Genomic DNA, 18,795 nt, shown 5'->3' with positions numbered 1-18,795 from the left:
CTGCTTGTCTCACCCAATTCGTTACCATCATCACGAATACCAGTCTCGTTTAACGTTATGAAGTTACTATTGAGACAACGCTCACTGAAATTTTGATAAAAAAATACCAGCCCTGAGGCTGGTATTTGGATTTATGCAAACTGCACTAATTAAGCAACTTCGATCGGACCACCAAATGAAGTGACTGGCGGCACTTTACCTGTGAACTTCTCGAAGTCTACGATACATGTGTTCGCAGAAGTCGCCTGTGCAAGCTCAGAAGAACCGATGTCTTGCGTTAGGGTGTTAGGATCACCGTAGGTACAGATTGCGCCTTCTTTCTCGTTTAGAGGACCGTACCATGCACCTTCTTCGATACGAATAACGCCACGTGGGTAGCTGTCAGTCAAAACAGCACCAGCTAACAGCTGACCACGACCGTTGAATACACGTACCAAATCACCATCTTTGATACCTTTTGCTTTGGCATCCGCTGGGTTGATGTAAACCGGCTCACGACCTTGTACCGCGTAAGTCGCGCGGAACTCTTCAGACTCACACATTTGAGAGTGCAGACGCTTGTCTGGGTGACAAGACTGCAACCAGAATGGGTATTTGTCTGAACCAGGGCCACCGTGTGAACGCTCTGATTTTTCGAACCACATTGGGTGCTCTTGACAGTGTTCGTAACCGTAACGGCCGATCTTACGTGATGTAATCTCGATGAAGCCAGACGGTGTACCTAGAGGGTTAAGCTCAGGGTCTTTACGGAAGTCCGCGTGACGAACCCAAGGTTTACCTTCACCGAAGTCTAGTACGCTCTTCTCCCAGAACTCATTGAATTCTGGCATTTCGAACTTACCTTCGTTCGCTTTCTTACAATCGTTGTATAGGCTTTCGATCCACTCCATCTCGCTCATACCACGAGTGTATTCTTCGCGGCGACCAAAACGCTGAGTTAGTTCACTCATGATTTGGAAGTCAGGCTTAGATTGGAACAATGGATCGACGAGACGATGCATCGCGATCAGACCTTTGTTCGAGTATGAACCGTACACGTCGATGTCGTTACGTTCCCATTGCGTACACGCAGGTAGAACGATGTCAGAGAAACGACATGTTGCAGTCCAAGCAAACTCGATCGTTACAACCGTTTGAAGTTTGCGGAACGCTTTCTTCATGCGGTTACGATCTTGATGGTGGTGCCATGGGTTACAACCCGAGATAACCATCATCTTGAAGTCTGGCAGTTTCACTTTACCGCCGTTGTAGTTGATCTCTTTGCCAGGTTCTAGCAGACAGTCGATCCAACGTGCAACTGGGATAGTACGACTGTAACCGTTAAAGTCGTTGTTGTCCCACTTCGGTTTCATACCTTGGTCAAGGTTACGAGGGAAACCACCAGGGCCCGCGAAACCAGTAGAAGGCACACCGATACTTGAGTAATGGTGACCGTAAGAGATACCACCGCCAGGTAGACCGATTTGACCAACCATTGCAGCAACCACAGCCGCTGCCCAGTATGGCTGCTCACCGTGCTCTTGACGCTGGATACACCAACCCATCAGGATCTGTGTACGACCGCTGACTAGCATGCGTGCGAATTCACGGATCTTGTCCGCTTTCACGCCACAAATCGCTGCTGCCCATTCAGGCGTCTTCTCTACTTTGTCTTTTGTCTTACCTTGAACGTATTGAATGAACTCTTCAAAGCCTAGACAGTAAGTATCAATGAATTTCTTATCGTACAGGTTTTCGTTGTACAACACGTGTGCCACAGCGAGCATGAACGCTACGTCTGTCAGCGGGTTGATGTACAAGTGATCGTTCTCTAAGTAGCGCTGAGTTTTGTTCTTCACTGGGTCTACAGATAGAACGTTGATCTCACCTTTCGCCACTTTTTCTTTTAGTTGTGCAAGGTACTTAAACGACTCATGCGTTTCACAGTTCCAACCTACTTGAAGGTTTTTCACTGGGTCGTTAGCCCAAAGAACGATGTTGTCAGAGTTTTCTAGGATCTCAGACCAAGACGTACCTTGTGCGTACACTTCGGTTGAACCTAGCACGTACGGCATAATGGTTTGACCTGCACCCGTCGAGTAGTCACCTACTTTAGTGATGAAGTTGCCATGCATACCTACTGCACGTTGCATGTGCGCAGTACAGTTGTTGAATGAACCCGTTTGGTTCCAACCTGTTTGACCTGCATGCAGCGCCCATGGGCCGTAGTCTTTTTGAATACGTTCTAGTTCGCGATAAAACAAATCTAGCGCTTCATCCCAAGTTACTCGGATGAAACGGTTGTTACCGCGAGTATCTGCGCTGTATTTGTGTTTCTTCAACCAATCTAGACGAACCATTGGGTAACGAACACGTGAAGGGCTGTAGATAATACCCTTAATGCCGTTCAACATTTCTGTTGGTTTTTTGTCTAGCTCTAGCGGCTTGATCTCTTGAACTTTACCCGCGTAGATGTGGGCGCGGAACGCGCCCCAGTGAGAACCGGTTACTTTCCAAGTACCTGTCGTCTCAACGGCATTTGCAGAGGCGGACGCCAATAAGCTAGGACCAATTACTGACGCTGCACTTGTGGTTGCTACACCTTTAAGAAAACTTCTTCGTGTAATAGCCATTTAAAATTACTCCAATCCGACGCTTATTAGTGGTGACCTTCAGCATAATCTGAAGAGTGTTTCTGTAGATACTTCAAGATCAGTGCTTCACTGTCTGTATCTAGGTTAACGAACGCCAACATACCGTCGAACATACCTGGCCAGGTGTTCGCGTCGAAGTGCGCTTCCGCAGGTTGAGTGTGACATACAGAACAATTGGTCTTGTAGGCTTCACGAGATTTTTCCCAAACAGGATTGATGTCGTTCAGCATAGACTCTTTCTTAATCCATACTTTCGCCGCTACTTTTTCCCAAGGAAGGCCTGTTAGCTCATCCACTTTTTTCTCACCAGTCGTCACAATGTTGCTGTCTGTTGCTGCTTCTTTCATCAGAGACGCAGTCGCAATGTTCTTACCGAAGTCTTCTTGAATTACACGACCAAAACCTTTTGCTTTGCGCCAACCGTCAATTTCGATCTCAACAAACTCGCCTTTGTCTTCAAGAACTTTAACGGTCGATGCAGGATTAAGAAGACCAGCTTCTTTACTGCCTTGCGCATCAAAGTAAATTGGTAGGTGACGAACGCTCACGAGTTGCTGACCAACGCCGTAATCCGTGTTAGAAGTCATACCCTCTAGATCACCCACGATACCGCCAATGCTGTCCATGCCTGCTGGTAGGTTGTGCGCAATACCCTTGTGACAGTCAACACAGCTTTGATCTTTCTCAGCGGCTTGCTTCATTTGGATACGAGCCGTAGGAGACATTTGCTCGAAATCCATCGATTCGTAGTTGTGACAGTTTTTACACTCCAGAGATTTGTTTGCCGAGAAACGATCCCATTCGTGTTTAGCAAGTTCGATACGACGCTCTTCGAACACACCCGGTTCGTCGTAGTTGCCAAATACTTGTGCAAATACTTCTTTAGAAGCTTGCATCTTACGAGCGATCTTATCTGTCCAGTTATGTGGAACGTGACAATCAGGGCAGGTAGCACGAACACCAGAGTGGTTTTTCCAGTGCACCGTTTCTTGTAGCTCAACGTACACGTTGTCACGCATTGTGTGACAACTAATACAGAATTCTTCTGTGTTGGTTGCTTCTAGAGCGGTGTTAAAGCCACCCCAAAAGATAACACCAGCAATAAAGCCGCCCATAGTCAGCACACCTAGGCTGATATGTACAGCTGGGCGCGTCATAGTACGCCACAGTTTAATGATTAATGATTTCATTATTTGCTCTCTTAAAATCTTTTCAAAAGTGTGGTTATGAGCTCACTGGCTTACATGCCGTGCGCGCCTGGAGGTCCAAAGAAGAAGACTTGCAACATCCAAACGATGAACCCGTAGCCGCCAACAAAGGCCACACTCAGAATTGGGAAGAGAACAACTGCAATGAAGAGGAACGACTTCCACTCCAGGGAGCGTTTTTCACCACTCTCAATTTTATTAACATCACTCATACATTTGCCTATTTTGTATCTAGTGTTATTGAAAAGCCCGCGTAACCAAGCTTAAGTTTTTTACAATCTCTAATGGAAAATGTTAGACCATACTAATAGTAGGGTTCAATCAAATAAGCGACCTCAGACCTTGTAATTCAACACTTTTTTGAGCTCATCCAGAGATATGATGGATTGATGTTATTTATTAAAAAACATGAACAGATGTGACAAAATAAGTCTTTTAAGGAGTTGTTAAATAAACAACATTTAAGAAACATCGATCACATTTAAATCGTAATTACCATGCCATAAATCGACTTAAAAACTCCGAAAAAGATAACCACTTGTAAACAGAATGCTGCGTATTAATGTCTAAAATAGCACTCAAGGTTTACTTTAAGAACAGCAAAAAGTGCACATAGTGGTTCATATAAAGGGGAGGCTTAGATACAATTATTCGCGTATTTTCAAGGAGCGATTATGGATAACGTGGTGGATATAAGCTGGGTCAAACTGGCACTGTTTGGTTTGATTTTATTGGTCCCCTTCTTTATCAATGCCCGCTACAAATTAGGGATAGCAAAAGACACGATAATCAGTGTTATCCGAATGACATTTCAGCTCATATTGATTGGCGTGTATTTAGAATATCTTTTTCAATTAAACAGCTTACTTGTCAATATACTTTGGCTTGCCATCATGCTACTGATTGGTGCCAGCTCAATTGCGGGAAAAGCTCAGTTACCTAAAAAGCCACTTATGCTTCCGCTACTAACGGGCCTTACCTGTGGTCTAATACCACTTCTGATTGCAATTACAGCAGGCCTAGTGCAACCATCCCCTATTTACAATGCGCAGTACATGATCCCACTTGCTGGTATGTTATTGGGTAACAGCTTGAGTAGTAATATCATCGCTCTTCAGAACTTGTTTACGGCTTTTGAGCAGAGACAAGCAGAATATGAGGCTGCAATCTCACTTGGAGCCTCTCCTCGCTACGCATCCTTCCCCTTCATTCAGGAGGCTCTTAGAAAGTCCCTTGCCCCGACTTTAGCTTCTATGGCCACTACAGGGCTGGTTACCTTACCGGGTATGATGACCGGTCAAATTCTAGGTGGCGCGAGCCCGATGGTTGCGATTAAATACCAGTTAGTAATTATGCTGGCTATTTTCGTTATGTTGAGTGCCTCCGTAACCATAACGTTAGAAATGACATTGCGCTGGGTACAAACCAAAGAAGGCCGAATCAAGATAAAAATCGAGCAACCCGAATCGACCAAAACTCACGGTTAGTTGGCGCTTGTGGGTAAAGCCCGTTAAACAACTTATGTTGCCAAGTCGAACGTACTTATAACTGAATAACTCAACTATTCTTCGAGCACTCATCAAGACGCTTTCAGATGAAAAGTCAGGCAGAATTCTTTTTGATATAAGCCTCTAATTTTATGAAATTTTCTTTGCAAGTTTAGATACGCACGACCTTTGATACAGGTTATCCACAGAAAATGTGGATAAGCCCCCAAAACCCATACGCAACCAGAAACATAGCAACATAAGTGATCAATCGAATCGTCATGCATTGATCACGTGACTGACATGTTCTAATTTTAAAGTAAAGGCAGTGACCACAAACTTGGAGAGACGTACATGGATGTCTTAATGATCAAAGAAAATTACGATGAACTCCTGTCCGATGCACCTCTGGATTGGCTCGTTCAAGAACCAAAGGAAGTAACTTCTCATTGGCTCCCAACCGATTTTGGCATCAACGAAGAGTTGATTTAGCATGACTCGACTTATTTGACATTTGCAGAGACAAATAAAAAGAAAGGCGAACCATCTGGTTCGCCTTTCTTGTGATCTTCTAAACTTATCGCAAATGGTTATCTTCATCGCGTAGATAAATCATCCAATACCACATGCCAACAAATACGCCACCACCAATAATGTTTCCTATCGTAACAGGAATTAGGTTGTTTACGATGAACCCCATCATGTTTAAGTCCGCGTAGTTTGCAATATCTGCCCCTGTCATTTGCCAAAACGCTTCTGGCGCAAAGTACTTAATACCAATCGCCATAGGTACTTGGAACATGTTCGCAATACAGTGCTCAAAACCTGCCGACACGAACATAGCCACAGGCAAAATCATGACCGCTATTTTATCTGTCAATGTTCGCCCACTAAACGTCATCCAAACTGCAATACAAACTAATACGTTACACATGATGCCAAGCGCAACAGCAGCAAAGAAACCATGATGTAATTTGTGTTGGGAGATCGCCATCGCGTTAAGACCAACTTGGCCATGATCAAACATATATTGCTTGGTAACTAGCATACAGGCCACGAGCAAAATGGCCCCAACCATATTGCCAAAGTAAACCACCAACCAGTTTTTGATAAGTGCTTGCCAAGAGATTTTTCCACTCGCACGCGCAACTAGTGTCAGTACAGAGCTAGTGAAAAGCTCGCCGCCAGTAACCACCACCAAAATCAAACCAAGGCTAAATGCCAGACCACCAATGAGTCGTGTAATGCCCCAAGGCAGCTCGCCTGCGCCTGTCGTTACTGTGGTATAGAAGATGAAAGCAATACCAATATGAAGCCCCGCAGAAATGGCGAGCAGAAAAGATTTGATTGGAGCTTTCGTTGCTTTGCCTACCCCCACTTCAGCTGCGCGTTCCGCAGCTTGTGGCGGTAATAGTGAGTCAAACTGATTAAAGTTCATTCTGGTGTAACATTTAGAAACATTTAAAGAGGCGCGGATAATCGCTCTATTTCCCTATTTTTTCAAGTTCTATTTGGCGTGTTTACTAAAATCGTTGTTATTGGGAGATCAAGCAATAAATAGCGCCTATCATTCGCTACCGTAAGTATCATTGATACTTAACAAGTATTCGGCCTTTCGAACAAAGATCCTGCGTTATATCAGCCTGATAGCGCCATACTTAACACTTCTTGTCGTTGAATGTTGCCCAACGCTACTTTTCAGACTAGCTTGGTAAAAAAAGCGCAAAGGAATCATTTATGAAATATTCAGCTGAACATATCGCCGAATTGAATCTACTTCTTCAGTTCGACCTAAGTAGTGCTGCAACTGGTATTAAAGTTCATACAGACGCGTCAGAAGAAATGCAGGCAGCCGTTGCTCGTCTATATAAGAAGCAACTTTGTACACAGCCTGACGGTGGTTATCTAACAGACGAAGGCATTGAAGTTGCAGAACATGCAGATAAGATTTTAAGAGTTCTGTCTGTGTAATTTGAACAAAAAACGCCACCGAACTCGGTGGCGTTTTTTAGTCCTATATTTTTCCTGTCGATGCCTGTGGCAATAATCGCTTTTTCATTTTGCTAAATGGTTGAACCTTGTCATACAACCAGTTAAAACCAGTGGCATAAAATAGGAAGAAAACGAGGAAGCCGGCTTCCAGCATTAGAGCTTGAAGAAGCGTAATTTCTAAGAACCAGGCAATCACAGGTAGAGAGATAAAGATTAATCCTCCCTCGAAACCAATAGTGTGTCCAAGCCGCATCGCTAAACTTCGCTCAGCTCGATTGTCACCAAACCACTTATCAAAGTACAAGTTGTAGATGTAGTTCCATATCACGGTATACATGCTCAACCCGACCCCAACCAACGCAAGATCACTAGAGCCCTTTCCAGTGATCAATGAAGCCGCTGGTACAATAATCGCGAGTGCGATTAACTCAAAAAGTACTGCATGAAAAATTCGTTCGTTACGAGTCATATTTCTCTATCCAAATAGTTCTACTCAATGCTTAGAATTTTATCTATTATTTAGATAACCAAAAGTTAGATACCATCGGTTTAAGCGATATGTTTACCATCGAACAACTGCAAGCTTTTATTGCTACATCAGAAGCAGGATCATTTTCAGGAGCAGCTAGAAAACTGGGGCGAGCTCAATCTGTAGTGAGCCAGCACATCATGAATATGGAGATCGACTGTGGCGTTGAGCTTTTTGATCGATCAGGCAGGTACCCTAAATTAACTGAGAATGGCCTCGCGCTCGTACCTTATGCACAAGCAACAATCAGCCAACTCGACCGCCTAAACAATAGGGCATCACAGCTCTTTTCCACGCCAACGAACAAATTAGTCTTAGCTATTGATGAAGGGATTCCTCTGACTCGCTTGCCGGATGTGCTAAAGAAGTTAGAGCAACGCTTTCCACACTTACAAGTTGAATGCTTAACGGCATCAAGCCCTGATATCATTGAATTGGTTAAGTCGGAACGCGCCACGACTGGGATTATTTTGAGTGATTTACAAATGCCAAGACACATCGATTTCACCAATCTTGGCAATATTGCATTTGATGTCTATGTCTCTTCAACACATCCTTTAGCAAAGCAGCAAATCACTCACATTGATCAACTAAAACAACATCGTCAATTGGTCATACGATCCAAAAGTGCAGAGCCATGTGGTCTCAATCAAGCATTTAGCCCAGATATCTGGTACGCTGATAACTACTATATTTTGTTGGAATTGGCGAATAAAGGGTTTGGTTGGTGCTTTCTACCACAGCATTTAGTCGCGTATTCACCTAATACATTAAAAAAGGTTGGGGATGATTTCACAAAACTGGCTTGGCAAGTCAATGTTGACCTTATTCAGCACCAGAAATGGCATTCAGATCCCCTCCATCAACAAGCCAAAGCAGAACTGCTCAACCTATTCGGGCAGACATAAGTAAGTAGGAAGACCCAAATGGCAAATACATTGATCGTAGGTGCAGGCTGGCTCGGAACTCCGCTAGCAGAAACATTGATGAAAGATGGACACTATGTTGTCGTCACTCGTCGTAGCCAAACTCGATTAAAAGAGTTACCCACCTCATTAACTCACTCCGCATTGTTCGATTTCAATCAATTGAACGCCACAGCACGGCTAGATGAGCTGCTCAAACAGCATCAAATTACGCACGTTATCGGTGCTTTTCCTCCAGGATTTCGTAAAGGACGCGGTCAAGAATATGCCCAGCAATGGCAAATACTTGCCAACGCAGCTAAGCAAAACAACGTTGAAAAACTTCTCATGATCAGCTCTACCACGGTTTACCCTAACCTTGCTTCCGATATGGAAGAAGCTGACGCGTCACTCTCTTTAGCAGCCAAAAGCCCTTATTTCTCTGACAATGCACGTATTATGCTTCAAGCAGAGCAGCATGTTATCGACTCGAATATTAACTTTGTTATTCTACGTTGTAGCGGATTAATCGGGCCAGATAGACACCCATCTCGCTTTGCAGCAAGGCTTCAACAAGTTAGTCGTAAAGCACCAGCTAATATGCTTCATCAAGATGATGCTGTCTCGGCTGCGAAATTTGCCTTAGGCAATTTAAGCAACCAAGTCATTAACGTTACGACACCTCATACTGTCAGCAAGGCTGAGTTCTATCAAGCTGCCATAAACAAAATCGGAAGTGAGATACCTCTTCCACCCGTCACAGAGCAAGCTGACAAGCGTATTCTTGCTGACAAACTACTCTCACTTGGTTATCGATTTCACTTCAATTCAACTTTGGATGCGCTATGAGGCTCTATAGACATATAGAAACGCTTTGGGATTACATGCAACTCAAACATGAACTGAAACCTGCGGACTGTTTGTTTGTGATGTGCAGTAATGATGTGCGTGTAGCGGAGCACGCTGCCAAGCTCTACCACCAAAAGTTGGCACCTTTGATTGTATTTTCAGGGGGTGAAGGTCGCTTCACAGATGGACTGTTTGAAAAAAGCGAGGCAGAAACCTTTGCCGAGATTGCAAAGTTGTCGGGCGTTCCAAGTGAAGCAATTTTGCTCGAGACTAAATCCACAAACAGTGGAGAAAACGTTCGCTTTACTGAGCAACGATTAAAAGAGGAAGGAAAACAGTGTTCCTCGTTTATTCTGGTACAAAAACCGTTTATGGAGCGTAGAGCAATCGCGACATTTGAAAAACAGTGGCAGTCACCCTACACTCAGCTCCAAGTAAGCTCTGCGGCTCTTCCATTTTTTGAGTACATTAATGAAGACATGCCATTAATGATGGTGCTAGAAGCACTAATGGAAGATTTCTCTCGCGTGAAAAGCTATCCAGAGAAAGGATTTCAAACCGAGCAGAACATCCCTCTGCAAGTCGAATCTTCTTACCAGGCTTTACTCGAGCGATTTGGTTTTGACTTAGTCTAGCTTTTTCTAACCGACAAACAAAAAGCCACCAAGTACGGTGGCTTTTCTATATCAATACGGCTTATTTACCGAGCGCTTCTTTGTAATGTTGGCGGCATACGGAGACATACTTATCGTTACCGCCGATCGCAACTTGATCGCCTTCTTTAATTGCCACGCCGTGTTCATCGGTACGAATAACCATATTCGCTTTGCGGCCGCAATGGCAGATTGTTTTGAGCTCAACCAGCTTGTCTGCCCAAGATAATAGATACTTACTGCCTTCAAAAAGTTCGCCTAGAAAATCGGTGCGAAGGCCGTAACACAATACTGGAATATGCAACTTATCAACGACTTCAGTAAGTTGATAAACTTGTTCTTTCGACAAGAACTGACACTCATCAACAAGAATACAGTGACGTTTTTCAACCTCATTCAGATCTGCGATCTCTTGATACAAATTGGTATCCTGACGAAATAAATGTGCGTCAGATTGAAGACCAATACGAGAGCTCACTTTACCGACACCAAAACGATCATCTAGCGCAGCCGTAAAAATAACTGGCGTCATGCCGCGTTCTTGATAGTTGAAAGAGGATTGAAGAAGCGTTGTTGATTTACCCGCATTCATTGCTGAGTAATAGAAATACATCTGAGCCACAGAGCATTACCTAAAGTTAAAGTTTTAATTTATGGAAATGGAAAATAAAAGGGCTGAATTATCAGCCCTTTAAAAATGAAAATTCAATTACTTACGACGCCACGTTGTGCCTTCTGGACCATCTTCCAGAACAATGCCCATTTCGGTCAGCTTGTCACGAGCCATATCTGCATTCGCCCAATCTTTCGCAGCGCGAGAGTCATTACGCAGCTTGATCAGAGCTTCAATTTCAGCCACTTCATCATCGTTACCCGCATCACCTTTTAGGAAGGCTTCAGGATCTTGGTGAAGAATACCGATCACGTCAGCTAGTTCACGCATTAGCGCACCGAGTTCGCTCGCTTTCTCTAGGTTTTCTGTCTTCAGACGGTTAACTTCTCGCGCCATGTCGAACAGTACTGAGTAAGCTTCTGGTGTGTTGAAGTCATCGTTCATCGCTGCAGTGAAGCGAGATACGTATTCTTCACCACCAGCAGGCGCAGCGTTTAGGTCTAAACCACGTAGAGATGTGTACAGGCGCTCAAGCGAAGCACGTGCTTGGTTTAGGTTATCTTCGCTGTAGTTTAACTGGCTACGGTAATGACCAGACATTAGGAAGTAACGCACTGTTTCAGCATCGTAGTGACCAAGAACGTCACGGATAGTAAAGAAGTTACCTAGAGATTTAGACATCTTCTCACGGTCTACCATTACCATGCCGCTGTGCATCCATGTGTTCACGTATTGTGTATCGTGTGCACAGCATGATTGTGCGATTTCATTTTCGTGGTGTGGGAACTGAAGGTCAGAACCGCCGCCGTGAATGTCGAAGTGGTTACCTAGGATTGAAGAGTTCATTGCTGAACACTCTATGTGCCAACCTGGACGACCTGGACCCCATGGTGACTCCCACGTTGGTTCACCCGGCTTAGACATCTTCCAAAGTACAAAGTCTAGAGGGCTGCGTTTTGCTGTTTCGATATCAACGCGCGCGCCAGCTTGAAGCTGATCAAGGTCTTGCTTAGAAAGCTTGCCGTATTCGTTGAACTTACCCACTTCAAACATTACGTCACCGTTATCTGCAACGTATGCAAAACCGCGCTCGATTAGCTTCTCAACCAATTCGATGATTTCAGCAATAAACTGTGTCGCACGAGGTTCAACGTCCGGACGTTTCATGTTCAGCGCATCAAAATCAGCGTGCATTTCACCAATCAAACGCTCAGTCAATGAATCGCAAGACTCACCATTTTCTGCGGCACGTTTGATGATCTTATCGTCGATATCTGTGATGTTACGTACAAACGTCAGATCATAGCCCAAGTAGCGAAGGTAACGTGATACAACGTCAAAAGAGACAAAAGTGCGACCGTGACCAATGTGACAGAGATCGTAGATGGTAACTCCACAGACATACATACCGACTTTGCCAGCTGTAATTGGTTTGAATTCCTCTTTCTGTCTTGTGAGTGTGTTATATATCTTTAACATGATCTCTATCTATGATTGTGAATGAATAAAAGAAGATGAGTATATCAACTCCAACCTAGTTAGGTAATAGCAATTAACCGATAAAACGATAATCGGCTAAACTTCAAGCACAAAACGAAGAATTTCCTCTTCCTGAGTTTTTAAAGCACTAGAACTTAGGCTAGAATCTCGGGCTCAACACAACACAGTAAAGGAAAGTAGCATGATCACCCTTCACACTAATTTTGGTGACATCAAGATTCAACTAAACGAAGAGAAAGCGCCAGAGACAAGCGCAAACTTCCTTCAGTACTGCCGCGACGGTTTCTACGACAACACGCTTTTCCACCGTGTTATTGACGGCTTCATGATCCAAGGTGGTGGTATGGAGTCTGGTCTACGTGAAAAAGCGACTCGTGCACCTATCAAGAACGAAGCAAACAACGGCCTTAGCAACAAAGTGGGTACACTTGCTATGGCACGTACTATGGAGCCGCATTCAGCAAGCTCTCAGTTCTTCATCAACGTAAACAACAACACGTTCCTAGACTTCCGTAGCGAAAGCCTAGACGGTTGGGGTTACTGTGTGTTCGGTGAAGTAATCGAAGGCATGGACATCGTAAATAAGATCAAAGGCGTTAGCACTGGTTCTTACGGCATGCACCAAGACGTACCTCTAGAAGACGTAGTAATCACTGGTACAACAATTGAAGAGTAATTCTTAGTAATTATTTTTAAAAGATAAGTTAATGGGGAGGCATAGCTTCCCCTTATTTCTATGACGACATTATTTATTTCCGATCTTCACCTTACCCCATCACGTCCTGATATCACGGAATGTTTTGTGACGTTCATGCGAACAGAAGCAACAAAAGCTGATGCACTTTATGTACTCGGCGATCTGTTTGAATTCTGGATTGGTGACGATGACAACACCCCTTTTGCAGACCAAATCCGTGCAGAATTTAAAGCACTGACGGATGCGGGTGTGCCAACTTTTTTCATCCAAGGCAATCGAGATTTTTTACTCGGCAAACGCTTTTGCAAAGAAACCGGTATGACATTACTCGACGATGTCTGCACGATTGATCTTTATGGTCAAAAAGCCGTAATCCTACATGGCGATACGCTCTGCATTGACGATGTGAAATACCAAGAGTTTAGAAAAACCGTTCACAAGCCATGGCTACAATGGTTGTTTAACCGTATTCCTTGGTTCATTAAGAAGAAAATTGTCTCAAAAGTTCAATCCGATATTCGTGATGATAAAATGAGCAAGTCATTAGATATCATGGACGTCAACCAAAATGAGGTCGAGAAAGTGATGTCTCAGAACTGCGTCAACTTAATGATTCATGGTCACACGCATCGCCCGAACACACATTTTTTTGACGTCGATGGCGTTAAAAAGACCCGAATTGTTTTAGGGGATTGGTATACGCAAGGCTCAGTTTTAAAAGTAAATTCTGATAGTTTTGACCTACAAACGAGACCGTTCATACAGAATTTGCGTTAAGCATGTAGAGCGTGTAGAAGATTCACGCTCAAGTCGTAGATATTTTGTAAAAAATCGCTATTATCATAATACTAAGTTAAACAGAACGAAGTACCTAATTGAAGTATTCTTACGTAGCTCGCCAACCGATTCTGGATAGAGAAAAACGAACCATAGGTTACGAACTCCTCTTTCGAGACGGCCCTAAAAATACCTTCCCTGAAGTAGAACCAGAGCTGGCTACTAGTCGACTGCTATCCGATCATTTTTTGTCGACGCATTACAACACATTAGGAAACAAACTTGGCTTTGTTAACTTTCCGCATCAAAGCTTGGTGAACTTGGTCCCAACTTTGTTCCCTAAAGAATCTCTCGTCATTGAAGTCCTTGAAGACTGCGAACCGACAGAAGAACTGTTAGAAGCCATCAAGCATCTTCATGAGTGCGGATACAAAATTGCTCTGGATGATTTTGTTCCGACGAAAGCTTGGAAGCGTTTTCTTCCATACGTTTCCATGATCAAGTTTGATATTAGACTTGTGCCGATTAAGAAAGCTGCCATTTTTATTCAGGCGTTGAGCCCATTTAAAATCGACTTTCTTGCGGAAAAGGTAGAGACCTATGAAGAGTTTGAGCAAGCTCTAGAAGCCGGTTTTAACTATTTTCAAGGGTATTTTTTTAGCAAACCTGAGATGATCCAGAAAAAACGGTTGAACCCCGCGTTTCTTACCGTCATCCAACTTTGTAAAGAGATTGCTGATAAGCCCATCGACTTCAATGAGGTTGAACGTCTGTTTTCGATTGATGTGACGCTGTCATACAAGCTGCTTACTTACGTTAATTCAGGCTATACATTAACGACCAAGATTAAGTCGTTCAGACAAGCGCTTATTTATCTGGGTGAAGAGCGACTACGACGCTTTATTTCCTTAGTTGCAATTGCGTCCGTTCAAGAAGATAAACCTGACTCTCTTTACTCTTTAGCGATTCAGCGTGCACGAATGTGTGAACTGCTACTTAGTCAAATGAACACTAGGTATGACCCTGGGCAGGCTTTTTTGACAGGCATGTTTTCTTTACTCGGATCTTTGCTCGATCAACCGCTCTCGGATGTCATTGAAGATATCCCCGTTGACGAAGATATAAAACTCGCATTAACCAGTCGAAAAGGCGTACTTGGTCACTTACTTTCGATGACGATCGCCTATGAACAAGCGGACTGGGAGTTAGCCGAGCGATATTGCACCGTTCTTAAATTAACCGAACCTCAATTAGCGGACGCTTTTAATCAATCGACGGAATGGGCTCAAGAACTGCTGTCTCAAACGCCCTAAATCGCTATAATGCCTCACCCCCAGCCTCGCAATTGTGAGGTTGTTTGTTTTTACCGCTTAATTAATCGAGATTTCATTTTATGGCTTCTTCTTGCCCTTGCGGATCTAACCGCACCTACCAACAGTGTTGTGAAATGGCCCACAACAACCATGCTGACGTCACCACTCCAGAGCAGTTAATGCGCTCTCGTTACAGTGCGCATGTGTTAGGTCTAGTCGATTACGTGGTGAACACGTACCACCCAAGCTGTAATGCAGAAGAGCAACGTGAAGGCATTGCCCAATCTATCGACAGCGATTGGTGCAAACTTGAAGTTGTAAAAACAGAAGCTGGCAGTAATGACAATGAAGGCTTTGTCGAATTTAGCGCTTATTTTGATGAAGACGGCAAGCGCTACTGTATGACAGAGCGTTCTCGCTTTGTAAAAGAAAATGGGCTTTGGTACTACATTGACGGCACATTTCCTGAAGAAGAGCCAGAACAAGATCCACGCTTAAACCAGCCAGTAAGTAGCCTAAAAGTAGGTCGTAACGACCCGTGTATCTGTGGAAGCGGTAAGAAATTTAAGAAGTGTTGTGGGTAAGATCATCCACTCCTAGCTTATTGAGCTCTCTTTAATGAAATTCCTGATCTCGCCTAGGCTCGTTGGAGTGACGTGAATATATGTACCTGTTTGAAGTAAATAACTCTACTGCAAGCACCATTAGAAAATATACCGTCATTCTGAACAGCGAGGAACGAGTGTGATTCAGAATCTAATCGCTACTAGCACTGTTGCCGGTTTTTACCCCGAATCAAGAACACTAAATTAAAAAAGCCCCTAGGCTCGAGAGCATAGGGGCTTTCACTTATCTATAGCAAGCTTACTTATGACGCTCTTTCAGTTTGTTCACTACGTCATTCATCGATAAGCCTTGGTCTTGAAGCAATACCAGCAAGTGGTAAACCAAGTCTGCTGATTCACACACTAGCTCCGCCTTATCACCCGACGTCGCCGCAAGCGCGACTTCAACGCCTTCTTCGCCCACTTTTTGCGAAATACGCTTGGTGCCACGGGCATAAAGACTGGCAGTATAAGAGGAATCTGGGTCGGCACTTTTGCGGGCAGCCAATAGCTGCTCAAGTTGATGAAGCCACACCATTTGTGACTCCTCTTGAGGGTCCACATCCCAGCAAGTTGTGTTACCCAGGTGACACGTAGGGCCAATGGGATTAACTTTCACCAGTAGCGTATCGTTGTCGCAATCGAGCTGCATGTTCACCAATTGCAATACGTTGCCAGAAGTCTCACCTTTCGTCCAAAGACGCTGCTTGGTACGAGAGAAAAACGTCACTTGACCAGTTTCGCCCGTTTTTGCCAACGCATCTTGGTTCATGTAACCCATCATCAGCACTTGGCTTGATTGGAAATCTTGTACGATGGCAGGTACCAGACCATCCACCTTTTCCCAGTTGATTCGCTCAGCTAGCGAACTTACTTCGGCGGCTTTCACACTCATAGTCGTACCTCAATGCCTTGTTGTTTCAAATACTGCTTTAGTTCACCAATATTGATGACTTGCTTGTGGAATACCGATGCGGCAAGCGCGCCATCCACATTTGCTTTTTGGTAGGCTTCTGCGAAGTGCTCCATGGCACCTGCACCACCCGATGCAATCAATGGCACGTTACACACTTCACGCACCATATTAAGTTGTTCAATATCGTAGCCGTTACGTACGCCGTCTTGGTTCATCATGTTCAGTACGATTTCACCAGCGCCGCGTTTTTGTACTTCTTGCACCCAATCACGCGTTTCCCATTGAGTTGCTTTGGTGCGTTCTTCATCGCCAGTAAACTGGTAAACCTGATACTTGCCGGTCTCTTTGTCGTAGTATGAATCGATACCAACGACGATACATTGCACACCAAACTTATCAGCAAGGTCAGTAATCAATTGCGGGTTCGCCAAGGCAGGTGAGTTGATAGACACTTTGTCTGCACCAAACTCAAGAATGCGCGCCGCGTCTTCCGCTGATTTAATACCACCAGCCACACAGAAAGGAATATCAATCACTTCAGCAACGCGAGCGACCCAACTTTTATCGACGACACGACCATCACTTGAAGCAGTAATATCGTAGAACACAAGCTCGTCTGCGCCCTCTTCCGCATAACGCTGTGCCAGAGGAACGATGTCGCCAATGATCTCGTGATTACGGAACTGAACGCCCTTTACCACTTGTCCATCACGGACATCAAGACATGGAATTATTCGCTTTGCCAGCATGCAAATGCCTCCTCTGCTGTGAACTTACCATCTAACAGCGCACGACCAACAATCACACCAGTCACACCACTGCCTTTTAGCGCTTCGATATCTGCTAATGAGCCAATGCCGCCTGAAGATTGAAACTGCACTTGTGGATACTGTTTACATAGGTCGACATAAAGCTCTACGTTTGAGCCCTCTAGCGTACCGTCACGAGAAATGTCCGTACAAAGCACATGCTGCAAACCTACCGTTAAATAATCGTTGATCAGAGCTTCGATGGTCACGCCTGAGTCTTCTTGCCAACCAGAAATCGCTACTTTACGTGTGCCGTCTTGATCGATGTTGATGTCTAGCGCGAGAACGATTTTCTCTGCACCGTATTTTTCCATCCAACCTTTCACAAGCTCTGGCTGTTTTACTGCTGTTGAGCCAACGACAACACGCTGAGCCCCCGCTTCTAGCAGATCAATCACGTCTTGCTCTGTGCGCACTCCGCCACCGATTTGGATGTTCGCTGGCGTGCTTGCTAGTAGCTTTGCAATTAAATCAAGTTGACGTGCTGTCGTGTCTTTCGCGCCAGTTAAATCCACCAAGTGCAACCAGTTAGCACCCGCTTGGTGGTACAAGTTGAACTGCTCTGCTGGATCGACTTTGTACTCGGTTATTTGGCCGTAATCACCTTGATAAAGGCGAACCACCTGTCCTTCAATTAAATCAAGAGCTGGAATAATCACACTAAATCCCTTTTATAATTCTAAGAAGTTTTGAATAAGCTTCGCGCCCGCTTTTGAAGAACGCTCAGGGTGGAATTGCACGCCGTAGTAGTTACCGCTTTGTACTGCTGCTGTGAACGGGTTACCGTACTCACATTCCGCAATCGTGTAATCCCCAACAGGCATTGCAAAGCTGTGCACGAAGTAGAAATACTCTCCTTCTTCAATGCCTTTGAAAAGTGGATTACCTGCTTTTGCGGAAACTGTATTCCACCCCATATGCGGCAGTGGCAAATCGCCGGTTTGTAGCAACTTCACTTCGCCATCACAAAGTCCAAGACACTCAACTAACTCGTCGGCTTTCTGGCCTTTCTCTTGAGACACTTTGCCCAACAATTGCATGCCTAGACAGATACCTAGTAATGGCTTTTCTACCTGTTTTACCAAGCTGATAAGATCGCGCTCTTCTAGGTTCTTCATCGCTTCGCTGGCGGTTCCCACACCCGGTAGGAATAGCTTGTCTGCCGATAATACGACTTGCGGATCTTTTGAAATCGTTACGTCATAGCCTAGGCGTTCAATGGCAAACTTCACCGAAGAAACGTTGGCACAGCCAGTATCGATAATGACAACTTTCTGTTCTGTCACTGTTTTTCTCCTTGCTAACGTTA

Annotated in this window: 21 protein-coding genes; 10 read left to right on the top strand and 11 right to left on the bottom strand. The window is 44.4% G+C overall.

Going from position 1 to position 18,795, the window contains the following annotated elements:
- Positions 1-149: 149 nt before the first annotated feature.
- From torA to torE, 3 genes are read right to left on the bottom strand one after another with little or no spacing between them, the layout of a single operon-like run.
- Positions 150-2,612 (bottom strand): trimethylamine-N-oxide reductase TorA, encoded by a 2,463-nt coding sequence (gene torA / locus R7Q11_RS08030; protein WP_225466344.1) that lies wholly within the window; start codon positions 2,610-2,612, stop codon positions 150-152.
- Between the two features lie 26 nt (positions 2,613-2,638).
- Positions 2,639-3,823 carry a pentaheme c-type cytochrome TorC gene (gene torC, locus R7Q11_RS08025; protein WP_005378139.1) on the bottom strand — a complete coding sequence of 395 codons (1,185 nt, stop codon included), beginning with the start codon at positions 3,821-3,823 and terminating at the stop codon, positions 2,639-2,641.
- A gap of 50 nt (positions 3,824-3,873) precedes the next feature.
- Positions 3,874-4,053, bottom strand: coding sequence for a trimethylamine N-oxide reductase system protein TorE (gene torE, locus R7Q11_RS08020; RefSeq protein ID WP_005378141.1), 180 nt, complete (start codon positions 4,051-4,053; stop codon positions 3,874-3,876).
- Positions 4,054-4,515: 462 nt separating this feature from the next.
- Here torE and R7Q11_RS08015 point away from each other — a divergent pair, with 462 nt between their 5' ends.
- Entirely contained in the window at positions 4,516-5,328 is an 813-nt protein-coding gene (locus R7Q11_RS08015) for an ABC transporter permease (protein WP_033905097.1), read from the top strand.
- Positions 5,329-5,682: 354 nt separating this feature from the next.
- A complete protein-coding gene (locus R7Q11_RS08010; protein ID WP_005378145.1) occupies positions 5,683-5,820 on the top strand; it encodes a hypothetical protein in 138 nt (45 codons plus the stop codon).
- Between the two features lie 85 nt (positions 5,821-5,905).
- Here R7Q11_RS08010 and focA read toward each other — a convergent pair whose 3' ends face one another.
- On the bottom strand, positions 5,906-6,766 hold the full coding sequence (gene focA, locus R7Q11_RS08005) for a formate transporter FocA (protein WP_005378146.1): 861 nt from the start codon (positions 6,764-6,766) through the stop codon (positions 5,906-5,908).
- Positions 6,767-7,065: 299 nt separating this feature from the next.
- Here focA and R7Q11_RS08000 point away from each other — a divergent pair, with 299 nt between their 5' ends.
- On the top strand, positions 7,066-7,299 hold the full coding sequence (locus R7Q11_RS08000; RefSeq protein ID WP_005387662.1) for a TIGR02647 family protein: 234 nt from the start codon (positions 7,066-7,068) through the stop codon (positions 7,297-7,299).
- 43 nt (positions 7,300-7,342) lie between these two features.
- On the opposite strand, the gene R7Q11_RS07995 is transcribed toward R7Q11_RS08000, so the two are convergent.
- Positions 7,343-7,789: a PACE efflux transporter gene (locus tag R7Q11_RS07995; protein WP_042522041.1), complete on the bottom strand. Its 447-nt coding sequence runs from the start codon at positions 7,787-7,789 to the stop codon at positions 7,343-7,345.
- 89 nt (positions 7,790-7,878) lie between these two features.
- On the opposite strand from R7Q11_RS07995, the gene R7Q11_RS07990 reads away from it, so the two are divergent.
- The 3 genes from R7Q11_RS07990 to R7Q11_RS07980 are packed head-to-tail and all read left to right on the top strand — an operon-like array spanning position 7,879 to position 10,238.
- Positions 7,879-8,757, top strand: a complete 879-nt coding sequence (locus R7Q11_RS07990; protein ID WP_005378151.1) for a LysR family transcriptional regulator — start codon at positions 7,879-7,881, stop codon at positions 8,755-8,757.
- An 18-nt stretch (positions 8,758-8,775) separates the two neighbouring features.
- Entirely contained in the window at positions 8,776-9,603 is an 828-nt protein-coding gene (locus R7Q11_RS07985) for an NAD-dependent epimerase/dehydratase family protein (protein ID WP_042522046.1), read from the top strand.
- Positions 9,600-10,238 (top strand): YdcF family protein, encoded by a 639-nt coding sequence (locus tag R7Q11_RS07980; RefSeq protein WP_225466343.1) that lies wholly within the window; start codon positions 9,600-9,602, stop codon positions 10,236-10,238. The genes R7Q11_RS07985 and R7Q11_RS07980 overlap by 4 nt, the downstream gene beginning before the upstream one ends.
- 61 nt (positions 10,239-10,299) lie before the next feature.
- Here the strand turns inward: R7Q11_RS07980 and R7Q11_RS07975 are convergent, their stop codons facing one another.
- Together R7Q11_RS07975 and cysS are read right to left on the bottom strand one after the other, a co-directional pair.
- A complete protein-coding gene (locus R7Q11_RS07975; protein WP_042522050.1) occupies positions 10,300-10,878 on the bottom strand; it encodes a thymidine kinase in 579 nt (192 codons plus the stop codon).
- Positions 10,879-10,965: 87 nt separating this feature from the next.
- Positions 10,966-12,348, bottom strand: a complete 1,383-nt coding sequence (gene cysS, locus R7Q11_RS07970; RefSeq protein WP_005378155.1) for a cysteine--tRNA ligase — start codon at positions 12,346-12,348, stop codon at positions 10,966-10,968.
- Between the two features lie 202 nt (positions 12,349-12,550).
- Here cysS and R7Q11_RS07965 point away from each other — a divergent pair, with 202 nt between their 5' ends.
- From R7Q11_RS07965 to R7Q11_RS07950, 4 genes are all read left to right on the top strand, one after another.
- Positions 12,551-13,045: a peptidylprolyl isomerase gene (locus R7Q11_RS07965; RefSeq protein WP_005378156.1), complete on the top strand. Its 495-nt coding sequence runs from the start codon at positions 12,551-12,553 to the stop codon at positions 13,043-13,045.
- 60 nt (positions 13,046-13,105) lie between these two features.
- The gene (gene lpxH, locus R7Q11_RS07960; RefSeq protein ID WP_005389817.1) at positions 13,106-13,843 is read left to right on the top strand and encodes a UDP-2,3-diacylglucosamine diphosphatase; all 738 of its coding nucleotides are present in this window, start codon (positions 13,106-13,108) and stop codon (positions 13,841-13,843) included.
- A gap of 98 nt (positions 13,844-13,941) precedes the next feature.
- On the top strand, positions 13,942-15,156 hold the full coding sequence (locus R7Q11_RS07955; protein ID WP_005378158.1) for an EAL and HDOD domain-containing protein: 1,215 nt from the start codon (positions 13,942-13,944) through the stop codon (positions 15,154-15,156).
- An 80-nt stretch (positions 15,157-15,236) separates the two neighbouring features.
- Entirely contained in the window at positions 15,237-15,740 is a 504-nt protein-coding gene (locus R7Q11_RS07950; RefSeq protein WP_213901072.1) for a YchJ family protein, read from the top strand.
- Positions 15,741-16,020: 280 nt separating this feature from the next.
- Here R7Q11_RS07950 and hisIE read toward each other — a convergent pair whose 3' ends face one another.
- Genes hisIE through hisH form a run of 4 tightly spaced genes read right to left on the bottom strand, consistent with a single transcriptional unit; the run spans position 16,021 to position 18,772 of the window.
- On the bottom strand, positions 16,021-16,656 hold the full coding sequence (gene hisIE / locus R7Q11_RS07945) for a bifunctional phosphoribosyl-AMP cyclohydrolase/phosphoribosyl-ATP diphosphatase HisIE (RefSeq protein WP_020196969.1): 636 nt from the start codon (positions 16,654-16,656) through the stop codon (positions 16,021-16,023).
- Positions 16,653-17,426 carry an imidazole glycerol phosphate synthase subunit HisF gene (gene hisF / locus R7Q11_RS07940; protein ID WP_004749837.1) on the bottom strand — a complete coding sequence of 258 codons (774 nt, stop codon included), beginning with the start codon at positions 17,424-17,426 and terminating at the stop codon, positions 16,653-16,655. The genes hisIE and hisF overlap by 4 nt, the downstream gene beginning before the upstream one ends.
- The gene (gene hisA / locus R7Q11_RS07935) at positions 17,408-18,145 is read right to left on the bottom strand and encodes a 1-(5-phosphoribosyl)-5-[(5-phosphoribosylamino)methylideneamino]imidazole-4-carboxamide isomerase (protein ID WP_225466342.1); all 738 of its coding nucleotides are present in this window, start codon (positions 18,143-18,145) and stop codon (positions 17,408-17,410) included. Before hisA ends, hisF begins: the two co-directional genes overlap by 19 nt.
- A 12-nt stretch (positions 18,146-18,157) precedes the next feature.
- Positions 18,158-18,772, bottom strand: coding sequence for an imidazole glycerol phosphate synthase subunit HisH (gene hisH / locus R7Q11_RS07930; RefSeq protein WP_005389830.1), 615 nt, complete (start codon positions 18,770-18,772; stop codon positions 18,158-18,160).
- Positions 18,773-18,795: the final 23 nt, after the last annotated feature.

The sequence above is a fragment of the Vibrio sp. 970 genome, assembly GCF_033339075.1.
This window is presented reverse-complemented; position numbering and strand designations above follow the sequence as displayed.